General features: G+C 60.9%; 18 protein-coding genes and 1 riboswitch. Of the genes, 11 read left to right on the forward strand and 7 right to left on the reverse strand.

The features are described from left to right. Nucleotides 1-271 precede the first annotated feature (271 nt). The 9 genes from ACY8D3_RS10680 (at nt 272) to ACY8D3_RS10720 (ending at nt 10,089) form a co-directional block, all read left to right on the forward strand. Entirely contained in the window at nt 272-1,813 is a 1,542-nt protein-coding gene (locus ACY8D3_RS10680; RefSeq protein WP_462384139.1) for an ABC transporter substrate-binding protein, read from the forward strand. Further along, a complete protein-coding gene (locus tag ACY8D3_RS10685) occupies nt 1,810-2,745 on the forward strand; it encodes an ABC transporter permease (protein ID WP_462384141.1) in 936 nt (311 codons plus the stop codon). Before ACY8D3_RS10680 ends, ACY8D3_RS10685 begins: the two co-directional genes overlap by 4 nt. Then, a complete protein-coding gene (locus ACY8D3_RS10690; protein ID WP_462384143.1) occupies nt 2,742-3,563 on the forward strand; it encodes an ABC transporter permease in 822 nt (273 codons plus the stop codon). The genes ACY8D3_RS10685 and ACY8D3_RS10690 overlap by 4 nt, the downstream gene beginning before the upstream one ends. Then, nucleotides 3,560-4,996 (forward strand): ABC transporter ATP-binding protein, encoded by a 1,437-nt coding sequence (locus ACY8D3_RS10695; RefSeq protein WP_462384145.1) that lies wholly within the window; start codon nt 3,560-3,562, stop codon nt 4,994-4,996. The genes ACY8D3_RS10690 and ACY8D3_RS10695 overlap by 4 nt, the downstream gene beginning before the upstream one ends. A 30-nt stretch (nt 4,997-5,026) precedes the next feature. Continuing rightward, nucleotides 5,027-6,370 (forward strand): OprD family porin, encoded by a 1,344-nt coding sequence (locus ACY8D3_RS10700; RefSeq protein ID WP_462384147.1) that lies wholly within the window; start codon nt 5,027-5,029, stop codon nt 6,368-6,370. A gap of 73 nt (nt 6,371-6,443) precedes the next feature. Next, nucleotides 6,444-6,636: riboswitch (cobalamin riboswitch) on the forward strand. Nucleotides 6,637-6,817: 181 nt separating this feature from the next. Next, complete coding sequence (locus tag ACY8D3_RS10705) at nt 6,818-7,825, forward strand: ABC transporter substrate-binding protein (protein WP_462384149.1); 1,008 nt, start codon at nt 6,818-6,820, stop codon at nt 7,823-7,825. Then, nucleotides 7,822-8,853 (forward strand): FecCD family ABC transporter permease, encoded by a 1,032-nt coding sequence (locus ACY8D3_RS10710; RefSeq protein ID WP_462384151.1) that lies wholly within the window; start codon nt 7,822-7,824, stop codon nt 8,851-8,853. Before ACY8D3_RS10705 ends, ACY8D3_RS10710 begins: the two co-directional genes overlap by 4 nt. Beyond that, a complete protein-coding gene (locus tag ACY8D3_RS10715; RefSeq protein WP_462384152.1) occupies nt 8,850-9,665 on the forward strand; it encodes an ABC transporter ATP-binding protein in 816 nt (271 codons plus the stop codon). Before ACY8D3_RS10710 ends, ACY8D3_RS10715 begins: the two co-directional genes overlap by 4 nt. Continuing rightward, nucleotides 9,658-10,089: a pseudoazurin gene (locus tag ACY8D3_RS10720; protein WP_462384154.1), complete on the forward strand. Its 432-nt coding sequence runs from the start codon at nt 9,658-9,660 to the stop codon at nt 10,087-10,089. Before ACY8D3_RS10715 ends, ACY8D3_RS10720 begins: the two co-directional genes overlap by 8 nt. Nucleotides 10,090-10,279: 190 nt before the next feature. Here ACY8D3_RS10720 and ACY8D3_RS10725 read toward each other — a convergent pair whose 3' ends face one another. Then, a complete protein-coding gene (locus ACY8D3_RS10725) occupies nt 10,280-10,771 on the reverse strand; it encodes a GNAT family N-acetyltransferase (protein ID WP_462384156.1) in 492 nt (163 codons plus the stop codon). A gap of 263 nt (nt 10,772-11,034) precedes the next feature. Between ACY8D3_RS10725 and ACY8D3_RS10730 the strand changes: the two genes are divergently transcribed. Beyond that, nucleotides 11,035-11,655, forward strand: a complete 621-nt coding sequence (locus tag ACY8D3_RS10730; RefSeq protein ID WP_462384158.1) for a DedA family protein — start codon at nt 11,035-11,037, stop codon at nt 11,653-11,655. 221 nt (nt 11,656-11,876) lie between these two features. Here ACY8D3_RS10730 and ACY8D3_RS10735 read toward each other — a convergent pair whose 3' ends face one another. The 5 genes from ACY8D3_RS10735 to ACY8D3_RS10755 all read right to left on the reverse strand — a co-directional run bounded on the left by ACY8D3_RS10735 (nt 11,877) and on the right by ACY8D3_RS10755 (nt 17,732). Beyond that, the gene (locus tag ACY8D3_RS10735; protein WP_462384160.1) at nt 11,877-12,782 is read right to left on the reverse strand and encodes a DMT family transporter; all 906 of its coding nucleotides are present in this window, start codon (nt 12,780-12,782) and stop codon (nt 11,877-11,879) included. Nucleotides 12,783-12,792: 10 nt separating this feature from the next. Continuing rightward, nucleotides 12,793-13,167 (reverse strand): DUF1090 domain-containing protein, encoded by a 375-nt coding sequence (locus ACY8D3_RS10740; protein ID WP_462384162.1) that lies wholly within the window; start codon nt 13,165-13,167, stop codon nt 12,793-12,795. 111 nt (nt 13,168-13,278) lie between these two features. After that, nucleotides 13,279-14,175 (reverse strand): transporter, encoded by an 897-nt coding sequence (locus ACY8D3_RS10745; RefSeq protein ID WP_462384164.1) that lies wholly within the window; start codon nt 14,173-14,175, stop codon nt 13,279-13,281. 17 nt (nt 14,176-14,192) lie between these two features. After that, entirely contained in the window at nt 14,193-16,169 is a 1,977-nt protein-coding gene (locus tag ACY8D3_RS10750) for an alkyl/aryl-sulfatase (RefSeq protein ID WP_462384166.1), read from the reverse strand. Nucleotides 16,170-16,493: 324 nt separating this feature from the next. Further along, entirely contained in the window at nt 16,494-17,732 is a 1,239-nt protein-coding gene (locus ACY8D3_RS10755) for a serine hydrolase domain-containing protein (RefSeq protein ID WP_462384168.1), read from the reverse strand. 285 nt (nt 17,733-18,017) lie between these two features. Between ACY8D3_RS10755 and ACY8D3_RS10760 the strand changes: the two genes are divergently transcribed. Continuing rightward, a complete protein-coding gene (locus tag ACY8D3_RS10760) occupies nt 18,018-18,557 on the forward strand; it encodes a DsbA family protein (RefSeq protein WP_462378773.1) in 540 nt (179 codons plus the stop codon). A 309-nt stretch (nt 18,558-18,866) separates the two neighbouring features. Here ACY8D3_RS10760 and ACY8D3_RS10765 read toward each other — a convergent pair whose 3' ends face one another. Beyond that, nucleotides 18,867-19,340, reverse strand: coding sequence for a phosphatidylglycerophosphatase A (locus tag ACY8D3_RS10765; RefSeq protein ID WP_462378774.1), 474 nt, complete (start codon nt 19,338-19,340; stop codon nt 18,867-18,869). Nucleotides 19,341-19,343: the final 3 nt, after the last annotated feature.

The following is a 19,343-nucleotide window of genomic DNA, read 5'->3' on the forward strand; positions in this document are numbered from 1 at the left end:
AGCGAAACAAGCAAGGACCGATAGCGTTGGCCCATAGGCAAGTCATACCTGGCCATTTATTACCAACTATTTCAGAAGCTGCACTGGAGCGCTCGAACCGTCGTGGATCCGGGTAGCTGAGACCAAAACGGCAATCGTTCAAACCAATTGATGTTACAAGATAACATTACTATTATTCCGGCCCTCCTCCCCAACCGTCCGCTTCATTCCCGGGTTGATCCCAAGTGCGAGCGATGCGCGTCAGGAATCCATAATTCGATTGAGGGACCTCATGCTGCCCAAGAACAAGCTCCACCTCTCGCTCATTGCCACAGTATTAGGCTCCTGGCTGACCTTCTCGTCCTGCCATATCGCTGCGGAGGAACGTGTCTTCGATGTAGTAGCACCCTTTGAAATCGGGGGCCTGGATCCCGCCATTTCGGGCTTCATTTTTCAGCGCATGCAAATCACCGAGACCCTGCTGGAAGCCGATGAAAAGGGGCAGCCGCTGCCGGCGCTGGCCGAGGAATGGCGGGTGTCGGACGACGGCAAGCAATGGACCTTCACGATTCGCGAAGGGGTGAAGTTTCACGACGGCAGCGATTTGACCGCCGCCGTCGCTGCCCAGGCGCTGGAATTCGCCCGCTCGCGGGCTGGCATGCTGCGCAATGCGAAGGTCGAGTCAATCAGCGCCCAGGGTAATGATGTTGTCATAACGCTCGAAGAGCCCTTCAAGCCGCTGCCTGCACTGCTTGCTCATTCCTCGACGAACATCCTGGCGGCGGCCGCGTATGACAAGGACGGCAACGTCCAACAGGTCATCGGAACGGGGCCCTACCAACTCACGTTGCTGGAGCCGCCCCAACGACTGGCGGCCACGCGTTTCGAAGAATACTGGGGCGAGAAGCCCAGCATCGAGAAGACCACCTACCTCGGCGCTGGCCGCGGTGAAACGCGCGCGCTCATGGCTGAAAGTGGCGGCGCCGAGCTCGTCTTCCAGCTCGATCCGCCCAGCATTGCGCGTCTGCAACGTAACAAAAGCGTGAACGTACTCATCGGCCCGGTACCGCGCGTCGTGATGCTGGCCGCCAATGCAGGTGCAGGCGCGACCGCGCCTGTCGCCGTGCGCAAGGCGCTCAGCCTGGCCATCAATCGCGAAGGTGTCGCCGCCGCTGTCTTGCGCTCCCCCGGAAGTGGCGCGACGCAGATGTTCGCGGAGAACGTGCCTGCATGGCATGACCCCAGCCTACCGAAGCTTCAATACGATCCACAGGCCGCCCGTGATCTGCTTCAGGCAGAAGGATGGACGCCGGGTTCGGACGGCATCCTGCAGAAGAATGGGCAGCGGCTGCACCTGAAACTGATCACCTATTCGGACCGGCCCGAGCTGCCGCTGATCGCCACCGCGCTGCAAGCGCAACTGCGCGACGTGGGCGTGGATGTCGAGGTCTCGGTGGAGAACGCCAGTGCGATCCCCGCGGCTCACAACGACGGGAGCCTGCAGCTCGCGCTCTACGGTCGCAATTACGCGTTGGTGCCGGACCCGCTCGTAACGCTGCTGGCCGACTTCGGCAACGGCGGCGCGGAGTGGGGTCCGCTGGGCTGGAACAACCCAGCCTTCGATCAGACCATGGCCGCGCTCCTGGCGAGTGAAGACGCAGCCGAGCAGCAGACGCTGCGCAACAGGCTCGTGGCGCTCGTACAGGAAGACCTGCCGTTGATCCCGGTTGCCTGGTATCGCCAGTCCATTGCCGTTTCGACGAACATCGAAGGCGCCGCCATCGATCCGTTCGAGCGTACGTTCGGCATCGGCAAGATGCGGTGGACCGAATGATCCAGATCCTGGGTATCCGCCTGTTGCAGGCAGTCATGGTTGCCGTACTTATCGGTGCGCTGACCTTCCTGCTGATGACCGTGCTGCCGGGCGATGCCGCCTACCGTATCGCCGCGGGTCGGTATGGATACGACATGGTGAACAGCGCGGCGGCTGAAGCCGTCAGGGCAGAACTTGCGCTGGACCAGCCGGTGATCTGGCGCTTCGTGGCCTGGCTCGGTGACCTGCTGACGCTGGATTTGGGCAATTCGCTTGTGACCGGGCGCCCAGTGACCGACATGGTTGCGCACGAGCTGGGCAGTTCTGTACGCCTCGCGGTCGGCGCCGTGCTGCTGTCCTTTCTGATCGGGCCGCCTATCGGCATCCTCGCGGGCCTGAAGCCCAAAGGCTGGCTGGACCGCGGGCTATTGCTCATCAGCACCGCAACGCGCGCGATCCCGCACTTCGTACTGGGCGTCATCCTGGTCCTGATCTTTGCGGTGTGGTGGGTCGTCCTACCCTCGGCCGGGCATGGAAGCTTTGCGCACACCATCTTGCCAACCGTCACGCTTGCTCTGGGACTTGCAGCGGTCTCTTCGCGGGTGGCGCGCGACGCCACGGTGGCCGTCACCTCCTCTGCGTACTTCGCGTTTGGCCGCCTGAAGGGGCTCGGCGACGCCAGGCTGTTCATGCGCCATGGCCTGCGCAATGTCGGCGTGCCGGTCGTGACGTATCTCGGCGTGCAGCTGGTTTACCTGATCGAAGGCGTCGTCGTGGTCGAGACCCTGTTCGCGTGGCCAGGCATCGGCCATGGGCTGGTGCATGCCATCGTCCAGCGGGATGTTCCCATGGTTCAGGGCGCCGCCCTTGCCATGGGACTCATGTTCGTACTGCTCAATACCTTCGTTGACCTCGCCAACCACCTGATCGACCCACGGCGGAAGGACGCATGAACCTGGAACTCGCTATTGCTGACGCGGCCCCTCGGGCGCGCGCCACGTCCCGTTTCATCGGCCTTGCGATTTTGGCGCTCCTGATCGCGTTCGGCGTCTGCGTTCCCCTGCTGTGGAACGTCGATATCGCGAGGCAAGACTACGCGGCCATCCTGTCGGGCCCCTCTGGTACGCACCCCTTGGGCACGGATCACCTGGGCCGCGACATGCTTGCGCGTCTGGCAGCCGCTGTCCGGCTTTCACTGGGCCTTGCGCTAGTGAGCGTGGCGACGGCGGCATTGCCTGGCGTCCTGCTCGGCATCCTTGCGGCCTGGAAAGGCGGCTGGACGGACAAGTGCCTGGGCCTGCTGTCCGAAATGTTCCTTGCGCTGCCAGGCCTGCTCCTGGTGCTGCTGATCGTCGCCATCTTCCCGGGCTCCTTCGTGGCGCTCTACGGTGCCGTGGCCCTGGTGCTCTGGATCGAATATTTCCGCATGACCCGAGCGCTGTCGCGCAACGTTCTTGCGTCGCCTGCCGTCTCGGCTTCGCGACTTCTGGGATTTGGGCCGCTGTACATCATCCGCCGGCATTTGTGGCCGGAGCTGGCGCCCGTGCTGATGACCATCGCGGCATTCGGCGCCGCCTCGGCGATCATGGCCATCGCGGCCCTGGGGTTCGTCAGCGTGGGTGTACGCCCGCCAACGGCCGAGCTGGGCCTGATGATCACCGAACTGCTCCCCTATTTTGCCGAGGCGCCCTCGATCATCGCGCTACCCATCACGGTGATCTTTCTTATCGTCCTCTCACTGATGCTCATCGCGGGAGGTCGCAAACCGTGAAGCCACTTCTCAAGACGCACGCCGTCGAAGTCCGTACGGCAGATACGCAACTCGTCGAGCCGCTCTCGATCGAGCTATGGCCCGGCAGGGTTCTGACCGTGATTGGCGAGACCGGCTCAGGTAAAAGCCTGTTCGCGCAGGCCATCGTCGGCAACCTGCCACCCGGGCTGCACGCCCAGGGTTGCATCGAGTTTGGCGATGGGTTCACCGAAGACGGCAGGGAGAACGGCCGCCAGGCACTGTGGGGCCGGGAGATCGCCGTGCTGCCACAGGAACCCTGGCTCAGCCTTGACCCCACGATGCGCGCACTGAATCAGGTAACCGAAACCTATCAGTACGTGGTCGGCAAGCCTGCGGACGAGTCCGCCCGTCTGGCCACGCGTGATATGACGCGGCTCGGGCTTGAAGGGGCCCAAAAGAAGTTTCCCTTCCAGCTCTCCGGAGGCATGGCCCAGCGTCTTGCCTTTGCCGCTACCCACGCTGGCGGCGCAAAGGTGATGATTGCCGACGAGCCCACGAAGGGCCTCGATAGCGCGCGTATCGGTGAAGTCGTCGGCCTGCTGCAGGCGGGCGTCGCCGAGGGCGGCGCCCTGCTGATCATCACCCACGATATAGAGGTCGCCCGCCGGCTCGGGGGTGATGTGATGATCATGTACAAGGGCAGGATCATCGAGACCGGCACTGCGGAGCAGGTGTTGAACGCGCCGAAGGACGCTTATAGCCGGCGGCTGCTGGATGCCGACCCTGCACGCTGGGCAGCCCGAAAGCTGCCCGCACAGAAAGGCGAACGCATCATTCAGGTCCAGGACCTTGCCGTACAGCGAGGGGATCGAACGCTTTTCGAGCGGCTTTCATTCGATGTTCACCGAGGCGAGATCGTCGGCGTGACCGGCCCCTCCGGCTGTGGCAAGTCGACGCTGGGTGATGCCATTCTTGGCCTCGTTCCGCTGTATCAGGGCACCGTGACCAAACCCGCTGATGCACCCCGTGTCGCCTTTCAGAAGCTGTATCAGGACCCGGTCGCGGCGTTCCCGCCCACCATCACGCTGGCGCGCAATCTGGCCGACCTCGTTCGCTTGCACCGCCTCGATTCGAGTCGTATCGAGCCACTGCTGAAGCGGCTGCGCCTCGAGCCTGCGTTGCTGGGTCGCCTGCCCGGCAACGTTTCCGGAGGCGAACTGCAGCGCTTTTCCCTGCTGCGTGTGCTGATGCTCAATCCCCTGTTCATCTTCGCCGACGAGCCCAGCTCACGGCTGGACCCCATCACGCAGCAGGAAATGATCGAGCTGCTGGTCGAGGTTGCCCGGGAAAACGACACCGCCATCCTGCTCGTCAGCCACGACGAAGCGTTGATCGATGCCGTTGCCGATCGACGTATCCGCCTCGGCACCGAGCTTCAACACGACATCCCTGGCGAACCGATCGCGATTTGACGCCCCGTACGACTATAAATAGAGAACGACATGTCCACCCTTCCCTTTCGCTCCCTTAGCCTCGCCTTACTGGTGAGCCCAGTAGCCCTGGCCGATTCGGCCCAGTCCAACGCCAATGGCTTTGTCGAGGACAGTACCTGGAACGTACTTAACCGCACCGTCTACGACCATCGGGACTACCGCAACGGTGGCCGCAACGGCGGCGCACGAAATGCCTACAAGCCACGCGCGGAACGTAACGGGTACGCCGAGGAATGGGCGTATGGCCTGATGGGCACCCTGCAATCGGGCTTCACTCAGGGCACGATTGGCGTCGGCGTGGATGCCCACGCCTACCTTGGCGTGAAGCTCGACAGTGGCGGCGGCCGCGCTGGCAGGGCGCGTCTACTCGGCGTCGATAACGACGGGCACCCCAAGGATGAATTCAGCCGCGCGGGCGCCGCGATCAAGCTGCGCGCTTCGTCGACTGTCGTGTCATGGGGTGAACAACGGGTAAAGACGCCGGTATTCAGCTCTTCGGATAGCCGGCTGCTTCCGGAAACCGCGACGGGCATCTTCGTCACCAGCAATGAGTTCGACCGGGTGAAACTCGTCGGCGGCCATTTCACAGAAAGTACGGATCGCAATGCCAGCAGCCATGACCAGGGTTTCGTGGTCAATTACTCCAACGGCAGGCAGGGCAATGCCTTCGATCTCGCGGGCGTGGTTTTCACCCCGAGCGAGCGCCTGACGGGCAGCCTCTACACCTCGCGTTATGAAGACACCTGGAAACAACACTACCTGGGCGGGACGTTCGTACAGCCCATCGACGATTACCGGTCAGTTTCGGTCAACTTCAACCTTTACCGCACGACGGATACCGGCAAATCACTCTCGGGTCGCATCGACAACACCACGTGGAGCGTGATGCCGACCTATACCCAAGGCGCACACAGTTTCGGGCTCGGCTACCAGCATGTGGACGGCAACACGCCATTCGACTATGTGACGCGTGGTGCCATCTTCATCAATAACGCGGTGCAACTGTCCGACTTCAATGCCCCAAACGAAAAATCCTGGCAGGCCCGCTACGACCTCAACATGGCGCAATGGGATGTCCCAGGGCTGATATTGAGCGCTGCCTATACCCGCGGCAGTCAAATCGATGGCACCCGCGCCGACCCGAACGGCGGCTACGCTTACCTGGGTTACGGCAAAGGCGGCAAGCATTGGGAACGCGACTTGGAAGCGCGCTATGTCGTGCAGAACGGTGCAGCAAAAGGCACGACCTTCTCGGTCCGATACAACGTCCACCGGGGCAATACGGCTCAGGCCGAGCTCGATGCAGACCAGATCCGTCTGGCCGTGGAGTATCCGCTGTCTGGCGGTTTCTGAGCGAATGACCAGCCGCGGCATATAAATGGCTGACCCGAGCAGGGGATCTCGGGTCGCCATTGGCCGCTCATTGAATTAGCATCCCCATGCCGGTTTCCGCGAGGAAATAATAGGGAATCCGTCAGGCGATAGCCTGGTAAACGGAACTGCCCCCGCAACTGTAGGCACCGAGGCGTTTCCATCTAAGCCACTGGGCAAGTCCCGGGAAGGCAGGATAACGCCGACGACGTGTCAGTCAGGAGACCTGCCGGCTTGCTTGAATAACCACCGGCGGGGTGTCCGGGAGGCCCATTCCAGGATTCAGATGTACCGTGCGGACGCTCGTCCGCGCGCTCCGATCTGTATCGACGACGCATCCGCCGGCAACCATGCCGCTCGGTCATGCGCGTCATGGACCGTGCACTCGTGCCCTGCCCTGCAATGCCTACAGTTCGGAGAGTACGCTTCATGATTTCGGGACGTTCACTGGCGCTCATGGCAGCGTGTTCCCTGTCCAGCGCCGCCATGGCTGCGCAGACCCACTACCCGCTGTCGATCGATAACTGTGGCCACACGCTGACCTTCGAACGTGCGCCTTCCCAAGTCGTCACGATCGGGCAAGCCGGAACCGAAATGCTCTATGAGCTGGGTGTCGGCGAGCAGCTAGCGGGCACCTCCCTGTGGTTCAACCCGGTACTGCCACGATTCGCGGAGCAGAATGCCAAGGTCGAACGCCTGGCCAACAACGACCCGAGCTTTGAGTCGGTCATCGGCAAACGGCCGGGTCTGGTAGCCGTTCAGTTCGAATGGATGGTCGGCCCGCAGGGTGTCGTCGGGACGCGCGAGCAGTTCCACGAATTGCACATACCCACCTACATCCTGCCGTCGGATTGCGAAGGCAAGGACAATCTGGTCGGCGCCGACGGCACCCGTCTGCAGACATTCAGCATCGAAAGCCTTTACAAGAGTGTCGACCAACTGGCCCGGATCTTCGACGTCCAGGACAGGGGCAACGAGCTGATCGACAGCTACCGCAAGCGCGTGGACGATGCGAAGAAGCGCGTTGCCTCGCATGAAGGCGCACCGCTCAGGGCGATGTTCTGGTTCTCCAGCGCCGATATCGACATGGACCCGTATGTCGCAGGACGCCAGGGTGTCGCCGACTCCATGCTCACCACGCTTGGCCTCGAGAACATCATCCACTCGAACGAAGAGTGGCCCACCGTCGGCTGGGAGACCATCGCGAAGGCCAACCCGGACATTCTCGTCATTGCGCGTATGGACCGCCGCCGCTTCCCTGCTGATGACGTCGAGAAGAAGCTCGCCTTCCTGAAATCCGACCCGGTTACACGCAACATGGATGCCGTGAAAAACGATCGCATCGTGATCATGGATGCCGACGCCATGCAGGCCAGCATTCGCTATTTCGACGGATTGGACCAATTGGCTGAGGCCGCCGAATCATTCGCCAAATGAGCCAACCGTTGCCTTCATCCACCTCCGTACGCGTAGTCGCCAGTGTGGTTCTGCTCCTGCTCGCCCTGCTTGCCGGAATCTCCATTGGCGAAACGTCCATCGGGCCGGTGACCGTCCTGCAGACCCTGGCCAACAAGCTATGGCAAGCCGGGTACCCGCTGGACCCGATCGACGAGGGCATCGTCTGGAGCTATCGGCTCCCGCGCGCCATCGTCGCCGGCGCCTGCGGAGCCGGCCTGGCGCTGTGTGGGCTTATCCTGCAGGCGCTGCTTCGTAACGCGCTGGCTGACCCTTACCTGCTTGGCATTTCCGCAGGCGCATCCACGGGCGCCGTCCTGGTAGCCGTCATCGGCGTGGGCGGTGGCATGGTCTCGTTGTCAGCCGGCGCGTTCGGCGGCGCGGTGTTGGCGTTTGGGCTGGTAGCGATCCTGGCACGTGCGTCACGCGGCATCGGCGCCTCAAGCCAGATCATCCTGGCGGGCATCGCAGGTTCTCAGCTCTTCAATGCGCTGACGGCGTTTCTCATCACCAAATCCGCCAGTGCTGAACAGGCTCGCGGGATCATGTTCTGGCTGCTGGGCAACCTGAGCGGCGTGCGCTGGCCTTCGGTCTGGATCGCGATACCCGCCGTGATCATCGGCGCGCTGGTCTGCTTCTGGTACCGCCGGGCGCTGGATGCCTTTACCTTCGGCGCGGATTCTGCCGCCTCGCTCGGCATCTCGGTTCGCCAGACGCGAATCGTCCTGATCGCCTGTGCGGCGCTCGTCACGGCTGTGATGGTTTCGACCGTCGGGTCGATCGGCTTTGTCGGGCTCGTGATTCCCCACGCCGTTCGTTTGCTGGTTGGCCCACGTCACACCCGACTGGTGCCGTGGAGCATCGTCGCGGGCGCGGTATTCCTGATCGCCGCTGACATACTCTCGCGCATCCTGGTCAAGGGACAGGTCCTGCCAATCGGCGTGATCACGGCGCTGATCGGTGCGCCCGTCTTTGCGCTACTGCTCATACGTGGAGGGCACACGCGATGAGTGCGCAACCTGAGACTCACAACATCGTGCTCGAATGCCAGAACGCCGGGTATCGCGTGAAGGACACCTGGCTGGTCCGCGATATCAACCTCACAGTCTTGCGGGGGGAACGCCTCGGCGTGGTCGGGCCGAACGGCTCCGGTAAATCGACGTTGCTCAAGCTGCTCGCGGGTATCGCAACGCCCCATGAAGGCCGCGTAAGCCTTCTGGGTACTGACATGGAAAGCCACAACCGCCGGCAGATCGCCCAGGCCGTCGCGGTCGTGGAGCAGCAAGCCGACACGCTCGATTCGATCAGCGTCCAGGATGCCGTCGAACTGGGCCGGACACCCTGGCTCAGTGCGCTGCAACCCTGGGGCGCAGAGGACGCCGCCATCGTCAGGCAGGCCTTGCAGCGTGTCTCGCTGGCCCATTTGGCAAAGCGGCCATGGCGGACCCTTTCCGGCGGTGAGCGTCAGCGTGTCCATATCGCGCGGGCGCTTACCCAGACACCGCAAATCCTGCTGTTGGACGAGCCCACAAACCATTTAGACATACGACAGCAATTGGCACTGTTGGAGTTGGTGCACACCCTGCCGGTTACCACGGTGATGGCGCTGCATGACCTGAACCAGGCGCTGACGTGCGATCGCGTCGCGGTCATGAGCGAAGGCCGCATGGTCGCGCTTGGTCCTGCGCATGAGGCGCTCAGCCCCGAGCGGCTGCGTGAAACCTTCGGCGTGAAAGCGCGCTGGTTGGTCGACCCGCTGGACGGCACGCGGATGCTACGCCTGGAACATCTATCGGAAGAGGACAATGCGAGACATGCTTAAACCGCTCACCATCTTGATTGCCGTACTGGCAACGCCGCTGGCCCTTGCTCAGACCCATGAGGTGAAAATGCTGAACCGGGGCGACGGCGGCAGCATGGTCTATGAACCGGACTTCCTCGACATCGCAGCCGGTGACTCCGTCAAGTTCATCGCGACCCATAGCAGCCATAACGCGGCCTCGATTCCCGGTATGGTTCCTGAGGGCGCTGCAACATTCAAAGGCAAGATCAACGAGGAAATCGAGGCCACGTTCGACGTACCGGGCGTCTACGGCATCGAGTGTACGCCTCACCGCGCAATGGGCATGGTGATGATGATCCGCGTCGGCGGAAAGGGTATGGCGGCACCCGCCATTCCAGAGGGCCTACCGACGCGCGCGAAGCAGCGGCTTGATGCCATCGTTCAACGCGAGTTCGATCACTGACGCGCACCGAACCTGCTAGGGCGCTTCGCTGTCCAGCATGCTAGTGACGAATCAGGACGTGCTCTCGCATCTTCGCCAGTCGATCAGCACACCACGGGCCTCAGAGGCCCTTTGAAGCGGCGCCCCTCCAGCTACATGACACAATTAGCGGGCCGCACCTGTGTCGCGGGGGCTCAACAACCTGCTTTATTCAAAGCTCCGCATCCATGTGAATCGTCCGCCAGACAGGGTCTTCATCAACCGTCCTCGTCCGAAAGCCCTGTCGCTCCCAGAACTGAACGGCTCCTGCCAGAAAGGGATGGGTATGCAGATAAAGGACGTCTATGCAGGCCTCCTGCGCCTCTGCTCGAAGTGCGCGAAACAACGCACTGCCAAGCCCTCTACGTCTCATCGCTGGCGCCACGAACAGCCGCACGACTTCGACGACTGCCTGACCACTGTAATCGAGCGAAGGAAACCGATGATCATAGGCTCGCCAGGCGATACAGCCGTTCAGTGTGCCAGCGCTGTCCTCCGCGATCAGGAAACAGCCCGAGCCCTCGCAGTAGGTCTGGTCGAAGTGGCGCATATCACCAGGAATGGCGCTCGGATCGATTCGATCGCCGAACATCTGCAGCCGGGCATCCTGTACAAAACGCGTGATCGTTTCGCAGTCGGATGCCTGGCCCTTGCGAATCCTCATCTGTCGCTTCCATTGGACGGGGCTGCGTAACCTAACAGGCCTGTCCACCACGCAACAGCTCCGTTCGCGTCGCGACGTGAGGCGACATGTTGGCGCTCAGCCCCCCCTACCAGGCGCTCCCGCATGACCGTTATCGCAACCGCTATCAATTGTTGCAGGCATGGAATCAAGTCGGTGGTAAACACTCTTAAGGCAGTCGTCCCGCGGCCGCCGCGTTTCTACCCGAAGGGACGACGGTCTTCGATCACCTGAGGGCTATCGCCTTGTTTGAATCCATCATTGGCTGGCTGGAAAGCGGTGGCTATTGGGGCATCCTTGGCCTGATGCTGCTGGAAAATGTATTCCCGCCCATTCCATCCGAAGCCATCATGCCTTTAGCGGGCTTCCTCGCCGCACGGGGCGACCTGAATTTTTTCTTGGTTGTGGTCGCCGGGACCATGGGTTCATACCTGGGAGCTGTGCCGTGGTACTACGCGGGCAGGGTTTTCGGCGAAGAGCGCGTACGCGCCGCCACCAGGCGGTTTGGCCGCTGGCTCACGCTTTCCGAAGACGACGTGGACAAGGCCGCACACTGGTTCCACGCACACGGCAGGGCTGCCGTGTTCTTCGGGCGACTCATTCCTGCCATAAGAACGCTCATTTCGGTCCCGGCCGGCATCGCGCGGATGCCCTTCTGGACATTCACCCTCTTCACACTGCTTGGCTCCGCCCTGTGGACGGGCGTGCTGACACTCGCCGGTTACCTACTGCACGCCGAGTATGATCGCGTTGCAACCTATATGGACCCGGCTTCGAAAATCGTCATTGGGTTGGTGGTCGCGATCTATCTTTACCGCCTCATTCGGCAGACCGTCGAGGAGCGACGCGGGCGCGACGGCAAGTAGCCGACAAGTATCGAACCCAATCCCTCTGGAACTTCGATACCTTTCAGCCAGTAAGCGCTACGCTAGGCAGCGATAACAATCCGCTTCGCGGCTGGCGAAGGCCATCCCGAAAGTCGGCAGAGTGCGTCGACTCAAGAACCCAGGCATCAGCGACTATCCGGCCTCCGAAGCGCGTGGCGATTCATGTACGTGCAAAGCGGTACGATTGGCCACTGCCGCCGCTATGTTCGGCGTCCCAATAGCGGGTGTTCGCGGTTCTCGAGCAGAACGAGCATACCGCTGCCAATGATGATCGCTGTTCCAACCCATGCCCAGAAACTCGGCGCTTCCAAAAAGAACCAATATCCCAACACCCCAGCCCCAACGATCTGGAGGTAGTTGAACGGCGCAAGGAACGGCGCAGGGGCGAGTTCGAACGCCCGCATCACAAGGTAATGCCCTGCCCCACCCACGAGTCCTAGGCTCAGCAACAGGGCCAGGTGCAGAATGCTCTCGGGCATTTGCCAGTAAAACGGCAAGCTGAGGCTGGTGACGATGAAGCCTGCTACGACAAGATAGGTATTCGACGTCTCGGGCGTATCGAGGCCCGCCAGCTTTCGCGACAGTATTTGAGTAAGCGCGGAGGTTACGGCGCTGAACATCACGATCATTGCTGCGGGATGAAACGTCTCCCCACCAGGCTGTATCACCAGCAGCGCACCCGCGAATCCGGCTGTGACCGCCGCGACCTTGAAGGTGCTAACCTGTTCCCCAAGCAGAAACGGCGCGAGGGCGAGGACGATCATCGGCGCGGTGAAGCTGATCGCCGCAATGGTTGCCATTGGCACATATTGCAGCGCGTAGAAAACCGCAAACGACGTCAGGCAGAACAAGAGCGAACGGATGGTCTGCAGCCATGGGCTTTTCGATCTCAATACCGACACCCCGCGACGCGGTGCGAAGATGATCAGCATCACCAGGAGATGGCCAAAATAACGAAACCAGAGGATCTGCAGCACGGGGTAAAAGGCGCCGAGGTACTTCACCTCGGTGTTGAGCAGCGGAATGAACAGCGCCGCGAGCGCCATGTAGCCGACCGCCCTCAGAGAGAGATCAGACGATAACCCATCGGTCGGCGAGCTGCGCACCGTTGCAGTCCTAGCGCGCCAAATCGGCTTCGGCCTCCCGCAGCTCGGCCTTCGCCTCATCCAATTTTGCTTGGCGCTTGGCGACCTTACGTGCATCTCCAGTCGCTTTTTCCTCTTGCAACTCAGCTTCCCGTTCGCTCACCTTGGCTTTGGCTTCGGCGACTGCCTGCCTTTGCTCCTTCGCCAGGCTGGCGTCCGTGCAATTGGCCCTGAGCCTGGACAGCGCCTTGGTCATTCCCTCCGCCTTATGGCTATGCCCTGCCTCCTTTGCCGTCTCGATCTTCTCCGAAAGGACCGACACCTTTTCAGCGCAGCGAGGATTGTCAGCGCCGAGGGCTATCCCTGGGAAGGCCATTGCCATCGCTACATAAACCAGATGCTTCATGAATGACCTCCTGAACGGTATGAGTCTGAAAAACATAGGACAGCAGAATGCGTGGCAGAGATGCCTACGAAGGCTCAAATTGCCTATGGCTGCAAATAAAACAGGAATGACCTAGAAGGCATGATTGATATTGATCGAAAAGGTCGTCCCTACTGGCGTATAGCTTTCTCTTACGACCGTACGGGTAGCCGCGGCGCTCACAGCGGTTGTGGTTGTAAAGCTGTAGCTTCCGCTGATACCCAATCGTAGGGTGTTCTGGCGGTTGTGCTTGTCCGCGCCAGCCACACGCGTCTCACCCCCATACGCATAGAACGCGTCCAGCGACGCCCAGGCCCGATCATTCAGGTCATGACTGAGATGCCCTTCAAGCCCGAGCAACGGCTTTTGTTCCAACCGCCCATTGCGGCCGTCCGAATTGTCCGTGAAGAGTTGCACGTTCGCATTGATCGAAAGCAGACCGCCGTCGCCGAACGGCGCGCCGTAGGACAGTTGGGGTTTGTATGCCCAACGATTCTTGCCGACGTTGAGCAGCGCATCCTGATCGTAAGAACCGGTTGGGGCCGTGATGGATACCGAGGCTGTCAGAAACTGGCCGGGTGTCCAGTTTCGGAATTCGCGTTTCGTCAGTGCGGGTGCGCCGAACACGTTTACGAGAAATACAGCGCTGATGTCGCCGATGCCGTCCGTAGAGGTCCTGAATCGAGTGCCATCCAGCCGCGCATCGACGAAACCATAGGGGATGATGAGCTGAAATCCCGCCACCCTGTCGCCCGCCGCGAACGTGCGCGCGTACCGGAGAATGGGCACATGAGCATTGACCGATACGCCCTCTACCGGCAGCGAGGGCTCAACCGATGCCTCGGTGTTCGAGTAAGTGTAATAGAGAAAAAGGATGTTGGTATCGACCGGGACGTTTTCCCAATCCCTCGCCCCATCGGCGAAAGCCTCAGCCGCCCCTAGCGCGGCGAACCAATACAACAGGATGGCAGATGGTCTGTGAGACCTCATGGTCGGCCTCATCAGGGTCAGGGCGTCACTATATTGAACATGTTCTGGAAGTCGTCCAGATTGCCGAACAGCTTCTCCACCGCGCCTGAATCGCCTTCGATGACGATAGCCTTGTCGGCTATGGCCTTCTGAAACGTTGTACGACCGAGGCTGATCTCGTCCATCGTGGCGCGGGACAGCCTGAGTGTCGCATCCGCGTCACCGGCTGCCGCTCGCTTCTGATGCGTCAGCGCGCCGGCTCGGAGGGTCATCACGTAGGTTTCGTTCAGGTCCTCGAATACCCAGTTCAATCGTGTATCACCCGCTTCGGCCGCTTTCGGACCATTCAGCCGAATGCCCAGGTAATCGAAGAACATGTCCAGGGTCATGGCTTTGATGGTGTCCGGCGAGGCCGTGGTAGAAGTTGGCGAAGGCACACCTTTACGAAGTTCGGACGCCCCCATCAGCATCGCGTTGCGCCATGTTCCGGCCTCGCTTTGGTAGCCCATCTGCTCTAACGCGTTGGCGAGCAATTCCCGCCCCAGTCGGGATTCCGGATTCGCGAATACGACATGCTTCAAGACTTCCGCCACCCAGCGGTAATCGCCTCCGTCGTAGGACTTCTGGGCCATGCTGATGACGCGCTCCTCGCCCCCCATGAACTCTACATAGCGCGTTGCAACCTCAGCAGGCGGCAGCGGATTCAGGTTGGCCGGATTACCGTCGTAGAAACCGAGATAACGCTGATACACGGCTCGAACATTGTGACTCATCGTTCCGTAGTAACCGCGGTTGTACCAGCGTTTGGCCAGTGCCGGCGGTAGGCTCTCGAGCGCTTCAGCAATCTCCATCGGGGTGTAACCGTGGTTGATCAGACGCAATGTCTGGTCGTGAATATAGCGATACATGTCTCGCTGGTCCGACAGCAGCGCATTGATCCTCTCGCGCCCCCATGTGGGCCAGTGGTGTTGCGCGAAAAGGACGTCCGCTTTCTCGCCATACCGGGTCAGCGTCTGATCCAGATACTCGGACCATTTCTTCGCGTCCCGTACCTCCGCGCCTCTGATGGTAAGAATGTTGTGGAGTGTGTGGGTCGCGTTTTCCGCGGCGCCGAGCGCTCCGTATGCCGGGATGTACAAGTTCATCTCGGCAGCCGCCTCCGTACCAGGCGTCATCTGAAATTCGATTTCCAGACCGTCTATGGTCACCGTTTCGACTTCCTGCCCTTCGGCACCGATGAGGTCCGTAGGTGCGATAAGCCCAACGGTGCCACGCGAGGTGGTTTTACCCAGGCCCGCGCCCACCTGGCCTGTCGGGCCTTTCGGCAACAGGGCGCCATACATGTATTGGGCCCGCCGGCTCATCGCCGTTCCGGCGTAGACGTTCTCTGATACCGCATGCTCGAGAAAACCGTCCGGGGCATAGATTTTCACCGCGCCGGACCGGATCTCTTCTTCGGTGACGACACCCTTTACACCGCCATAGTGGTCCACGTGCGGATGGGAATAGACAATGGCTTTCAAAGGGCGGTCGCCGACATGCTCGCGGTACAGCGCAAGCGCGGCACTGGCCGTTTCAGCGGAGATAAGCGGGTCCATGACGATAAGGCCCGTCTTGGTCTCGATGAGGGTCATGTTCGACAAATCCAGGCCGCGCACCTGGTAGATGCCATCGGTGACTTTGAACAAGCCCTGGATATTGTTGAGCCGCTCCTGTCGCCACAGGCTGGGGTTTACCGTTTCAGGCACAGGCTCCTGATCGAGAAAGCGGTATCCGTCTAGATCCCACACAACCTTTCCGGCCGCGTCCCGAATCACGCCTTCTGGAAAGCGAGCGATCAGCCCCCTTTGTGCATCTTCGAAATCCGCTTCATCCGAGAAATCGAGCGAGTCGTGAAAAAGCCGGTTGGAGGCCACCGTATCCTGGCTGGCGCCATGCGACGCGGTTGGTTCGCCGTAAACGCCTATCGAAAATCCAGAAAGAAGGATTGCTGTTGCCCAAGCAGATAAGCGCATACATATATCCTCGAACAGATATAAGCGGGACCACCCAAGGCAGGCTAGAAGGCGATTTGCGCCCCGTCAATTAATCGCCCTTTCGGCTGCCCCCTCGACACGCGGCTGGCGTTCGCGGACTGGCTTTTGTAGATCCGGACCGCGACGGCGAAGTGAACGTGCGTTCCGTCCTTCAGTACCTTCATTCAGAAAACGAGCTGCGTAAGGCCGTCAAAAGCCAACCGAAAGCGTTGTCGCGTTGCCAGACCGCACCACGCCTGGGCAGGTGCTGGGACGGTCTGGCGGATTGGTGATAGGCGCCCTCGATCCAGTCGAACACAACGGTTATTGCCTGAGCGCCTTCACAGCCGCGGCGAAAAAGTCATTGTCCCGAATCGGTGCCATGTTGGTCGGTTTTGGCAGCGCACCCCATACCACGATGACGACCTTTTCACGCGGGTTCATATAGACGTGCTGACCGAAGATGCCGCGAGCTTCGAAAGCACCCTCGTTAGGCGTGCCTTTGGACTCGGGAATGGGCCAAAGCATGTAGCCGTAGTCGACTTGTTTGCCCCCTACTATCTTCGGCGAGCCCGCCTCCTTCACCCAGCCCTCAGGCAGAATGCGCTCGCCGCCTGCAACGCCATCATTCAGCAGAAACAGGCCAAAGCGGCCATAGTCGCGCAATGTCGCGGAGAGCCCGCTCCCGCCGACCTCCAGGCCATCGGGGGACTCAAGCCACCAGGTCGCATCGCTTTCCATACCGACCTTGCTCCAGACCCGCTCCGACAGGTATTGGCTGACCGGCTTGCCCACGGCCGCACGGACCAGTGCGCCCGCCACATGGGTTTCACCCGTGCTGTAGTTCCAGCGAGTACCGGGCTCGGCGGCGCGAGGCAGTTCCGACATCAGCTTCAGCACCCCGCCTGGCGTCTGCGCGTTCTGGACCTCGAGCATGCGACGGCGATCCGATTTCGGGTCCGTATACGTCTCGTTCCAGCCCACGCCCGATGCCATCTGCAACAGGTTGCGGACGGTCACGCCGTCATAGGCACTCCCCTTGAGGTCGGGAAGATAGTGAACGATGGGATCGTCGATGCTTTTGATATGGCCGTCCTGGATGGCGGCGCCGATCAGCGTCGCGGTGATCGACTTCACTACCGACATGGACATCCAACGAGTGTTCTCGGTGTTGCCGAGCTGGTACTCCTCACGCGCAACCTTCCCATCCTTGATCACGAGCAGACCGCTCACTCGGTTCAACGAGACGTAGTCGTACAGGTCGTACGTCTTGCCGTTGGACTCGAACCTGAGATTTTCCAGCGTCTGCTGTGCGGCAGGCAGCGGCAGCGTTTCGCCGCCACGCTCCACCCGAGCGGTAGCGAAGAGGCGATCGATATTGCGGAACGTATTGACCTGGATGCCAGGCATGAGCGCGCCGTCATATACCTGCTGGACCGTGCCGATAGGCTCATCGCCGTGTGGGTTCACTACATCGGCGGCTTGGGTCATCGTGGTAAACAGCATCATTGCAGTGGCGAGGGCCAAACGTTGGAAAGGAAGAGGCATGGGCATGAAACGCATCGAGTAGCTCCAGTCATTGTTGTTTTTATAGGGAAGCCAAACGCCTTTCATTCGAAGGTAACGCGATCGGCTCGTGTAAATGTTGAACGCACCGCGATGGTCACAGTTCGTGTAGCGATAACCCCGATCGAGGCCCATTCGTCCATCGGGCACCATCCTTCCAACATCGGACCGCGTTTGTGATCTCACCGATATCGGAACGAAATTGCGCTTCAGCCATGATGAACCGCGAGGCTGCGGTTTCGGACCCGTACATTGGACGGACACTTGAGGAGAATGAATGACATGCAAGCAGATGCGCTTACCTGGGGCCACGGGCCTCGCCTGTTGGAAGTATTCCTTGAACCCAACTGCCCTTTTTCTGTGAAAGCATTCAACAAGCTGGACGAACTGCTCGCGCAGGCGGGTGAAGAAAGGGTCACCATCAAGATTCGCCTTCACTCACAGCCATGGCACATGTTCTCGCCCGTCATCGTCAGGGCCATTCTCGCCGCAGCAACGCTGCCCAACGGCAGGGAGCAGGCCAAGGCCGTGATGGCGGCAGTCGGTGAGCATCGCGAGGAATTTGAGTTCGAGCAGCATGCGAGCGGGCCCAACCTCGACGCCACGCCGAATGACATCATCCGGCGCGTCGAGCAGTACAGCGGCGTGCAGCTTGCCGAGGCCTTCGCAAACGCCGACCTCGAGCATGCCGTCAAATGGCATACGAAGTATGCGAGGCAAAACGGTATTCATGTTTCTCCCACCTTCATGATCGATGGGCTGATCCAGAACGGTATGTCGAGTGGCGATGCCGTGTCGGAGTGGGTGAAACAGTTGGCATAGCCAATCCCGTGCGACCTGTGGCTCCCTGCCGGGACCTGTGCGCTTGGTAGCCGGCCCGTAGACCGTTCCGCCCGCAAACCAGGAACATGTACGGGCGTTTCGCAATGCCTTCGACTGTCAGCGCACTTCAAACCCAGACGCGCATGCCACTTAGTCGACGACTCATTGCGCGTCGCGGGGGTCCGTGGGTTATCCATCGAACTCATGTGCGCTTCTTGCTTCGCTCGCGCGTACCCGTCCAATGGAACCCCGTGTGTGCCTCGCTGCGTGCGGGCGCGTTACGCGACCATATGCCAGGACGACGCGACCTCACATCATGCGGAGCCGCCGCCACAGGCCGATGCCTATTACCAACACCACCCAGGTATAGAGCGCGGCCATAAGGTCATCAAGGACGATGCCAAGACCTCCACCGATACCTTCGAGGGCATCGAGGGGCGGCAGCTTTAGTGCATCGAACAGCCGGAATATCGGAAAGGCCAACAGGAGCAACCAGGGCCGGGACAGCCAGGTCAGCGCGAATACCGATACGGGAAATGCCAGAAATTCGTCCGCCACGATCCGTGGGGCGTCGCCACCACCTTGCCAAAGCGAGGCCCAATGGCACAGCGGTACCGCGATGAGAAGCAGCAGAACGATCAGGATCATCTGCCCTGCCCGTTGCCGCGTCAGCATCCACCATGCCAGGGGCAATCCCAGCAGGGAGCCGAACGTGCCCGGCATCAAAGGCATCGAGCCCAGACCGAAGCCGCTTGCAGCCTGAAGAACCAGGATCTCTATCATCAC

It is taken from the genome of Pseudomonas sp. Marseille-QA0892 (assembly GCF_054950135.1).

Bases quoted from the DNA above. Each gene is read 5' to 3' on its own strand.
- ACY8D3_RS10680 (WP_462384139.1), top strand. From the start codon at position 272: ATGCTGCCCAAGAACAAGCTCCACCTCTCGCTCATTGCCACAGTATTA.
- ACY8D3_RS10685 (WP_462384141.1), top strand. From the start codon at position 1,810: ATGATCCAGATCCTGGGTATCCGCCTGTTGCAGGCAGTCATGGTTGCC.
- ACY8D3_RS10690 (WP_462384143.1), top strand. From the start codon at position 2,742: ATGAACCTGGAACTCGCTATTGCTGACGCGGCCCCTCGGGCGCGCGCC.
- ACY8D3_RS10700 (WP_462384147.1), top strand. From the start codon at position 5,027: ATGTCCACCCTTCCCTTTCGCTCCCTTAGCCTCGCCTTACTGGTGAGC.
- ACY8D3_RS10705 (WP_462384149.1), top strand. From the start codon at position 6,818: ATGATTTCGGGACGTTCACTGGCGCTCATGGCAGCGTGTTCCCTGTCC.
- ACY8D3_RS10710 (WP_462384151.1), top strand. From the start codon at position 7,822: ATGAGCCAACCGTTGCCTTCATCCACCTCCGTACGCGTAGTCGCCAGT.
- ACY8D3_RS10715 (WP_462384152.1), top strand. From the start codon at position 8,850: ATGAGTGCGCAACCTGAGACTCACAACATCGTGCTCGAATGCCAGAAC.
- ACY8D3_RS10720 (WP_462384154.1), top strand. From the start codon at position 9,658: ATGCTTAAACCGCTCACCATCTTGATTGCCGTACTGGCAACGCCGCTG.
- ACY8D3_RS10725 (WP_462384156.1), bottom strand. From the start codon at position 10,771: ATGAGGATTCGCAAGGGCCAGGCATCCGACTGCGAAACGATCACGCGT.
- ACY8D3_RS10740 (WP_462384162.1), bottom strand. From the start codon at position 13,167: ATGAAGCATCTGGTTTATGTAGCGATGGCAATGGCCTTCCCAGGGATA.
- ACY8D3_RS10745 (WP_462384164.1), bottom strand. From the start codon at position 14,175: ATGAGGTCTCACAGACCATCTGCCATCCTGTTGTATTGGTTCGCCGCG.
- ACY8D3_RS10750 (WP_462384166.1), bottom strand. From the start codon at position 16,169: ATGCGCTTATCTGCTTGGGCAACAGCAATCCTTCTTTCTGGATTTTCG.
- ACY8D3_RS10755 (WP_462384168.1), bottom strand. From the start codon at position 17,732: ATGCGTTTCATGCCCATGCCTCTTCCTTTCCAACGTTTGGCCCTCGCC.
- ACY8D3_RS10760 (WP_462378773.1), top strand. From the start codon at position 18,018: ATGCAAGCAGATGCGCTTACCTGGGGCCACGGGCCTCGCCTGTTGGAA.
- ACY8D3_RS10765 (WP_462378774.1), bottom strand. From the start codon at position 19,340: ATGATAGAGATCCTGGTTCTTCAGGCTGCAAGCGGCTTCGGTCTGGGC.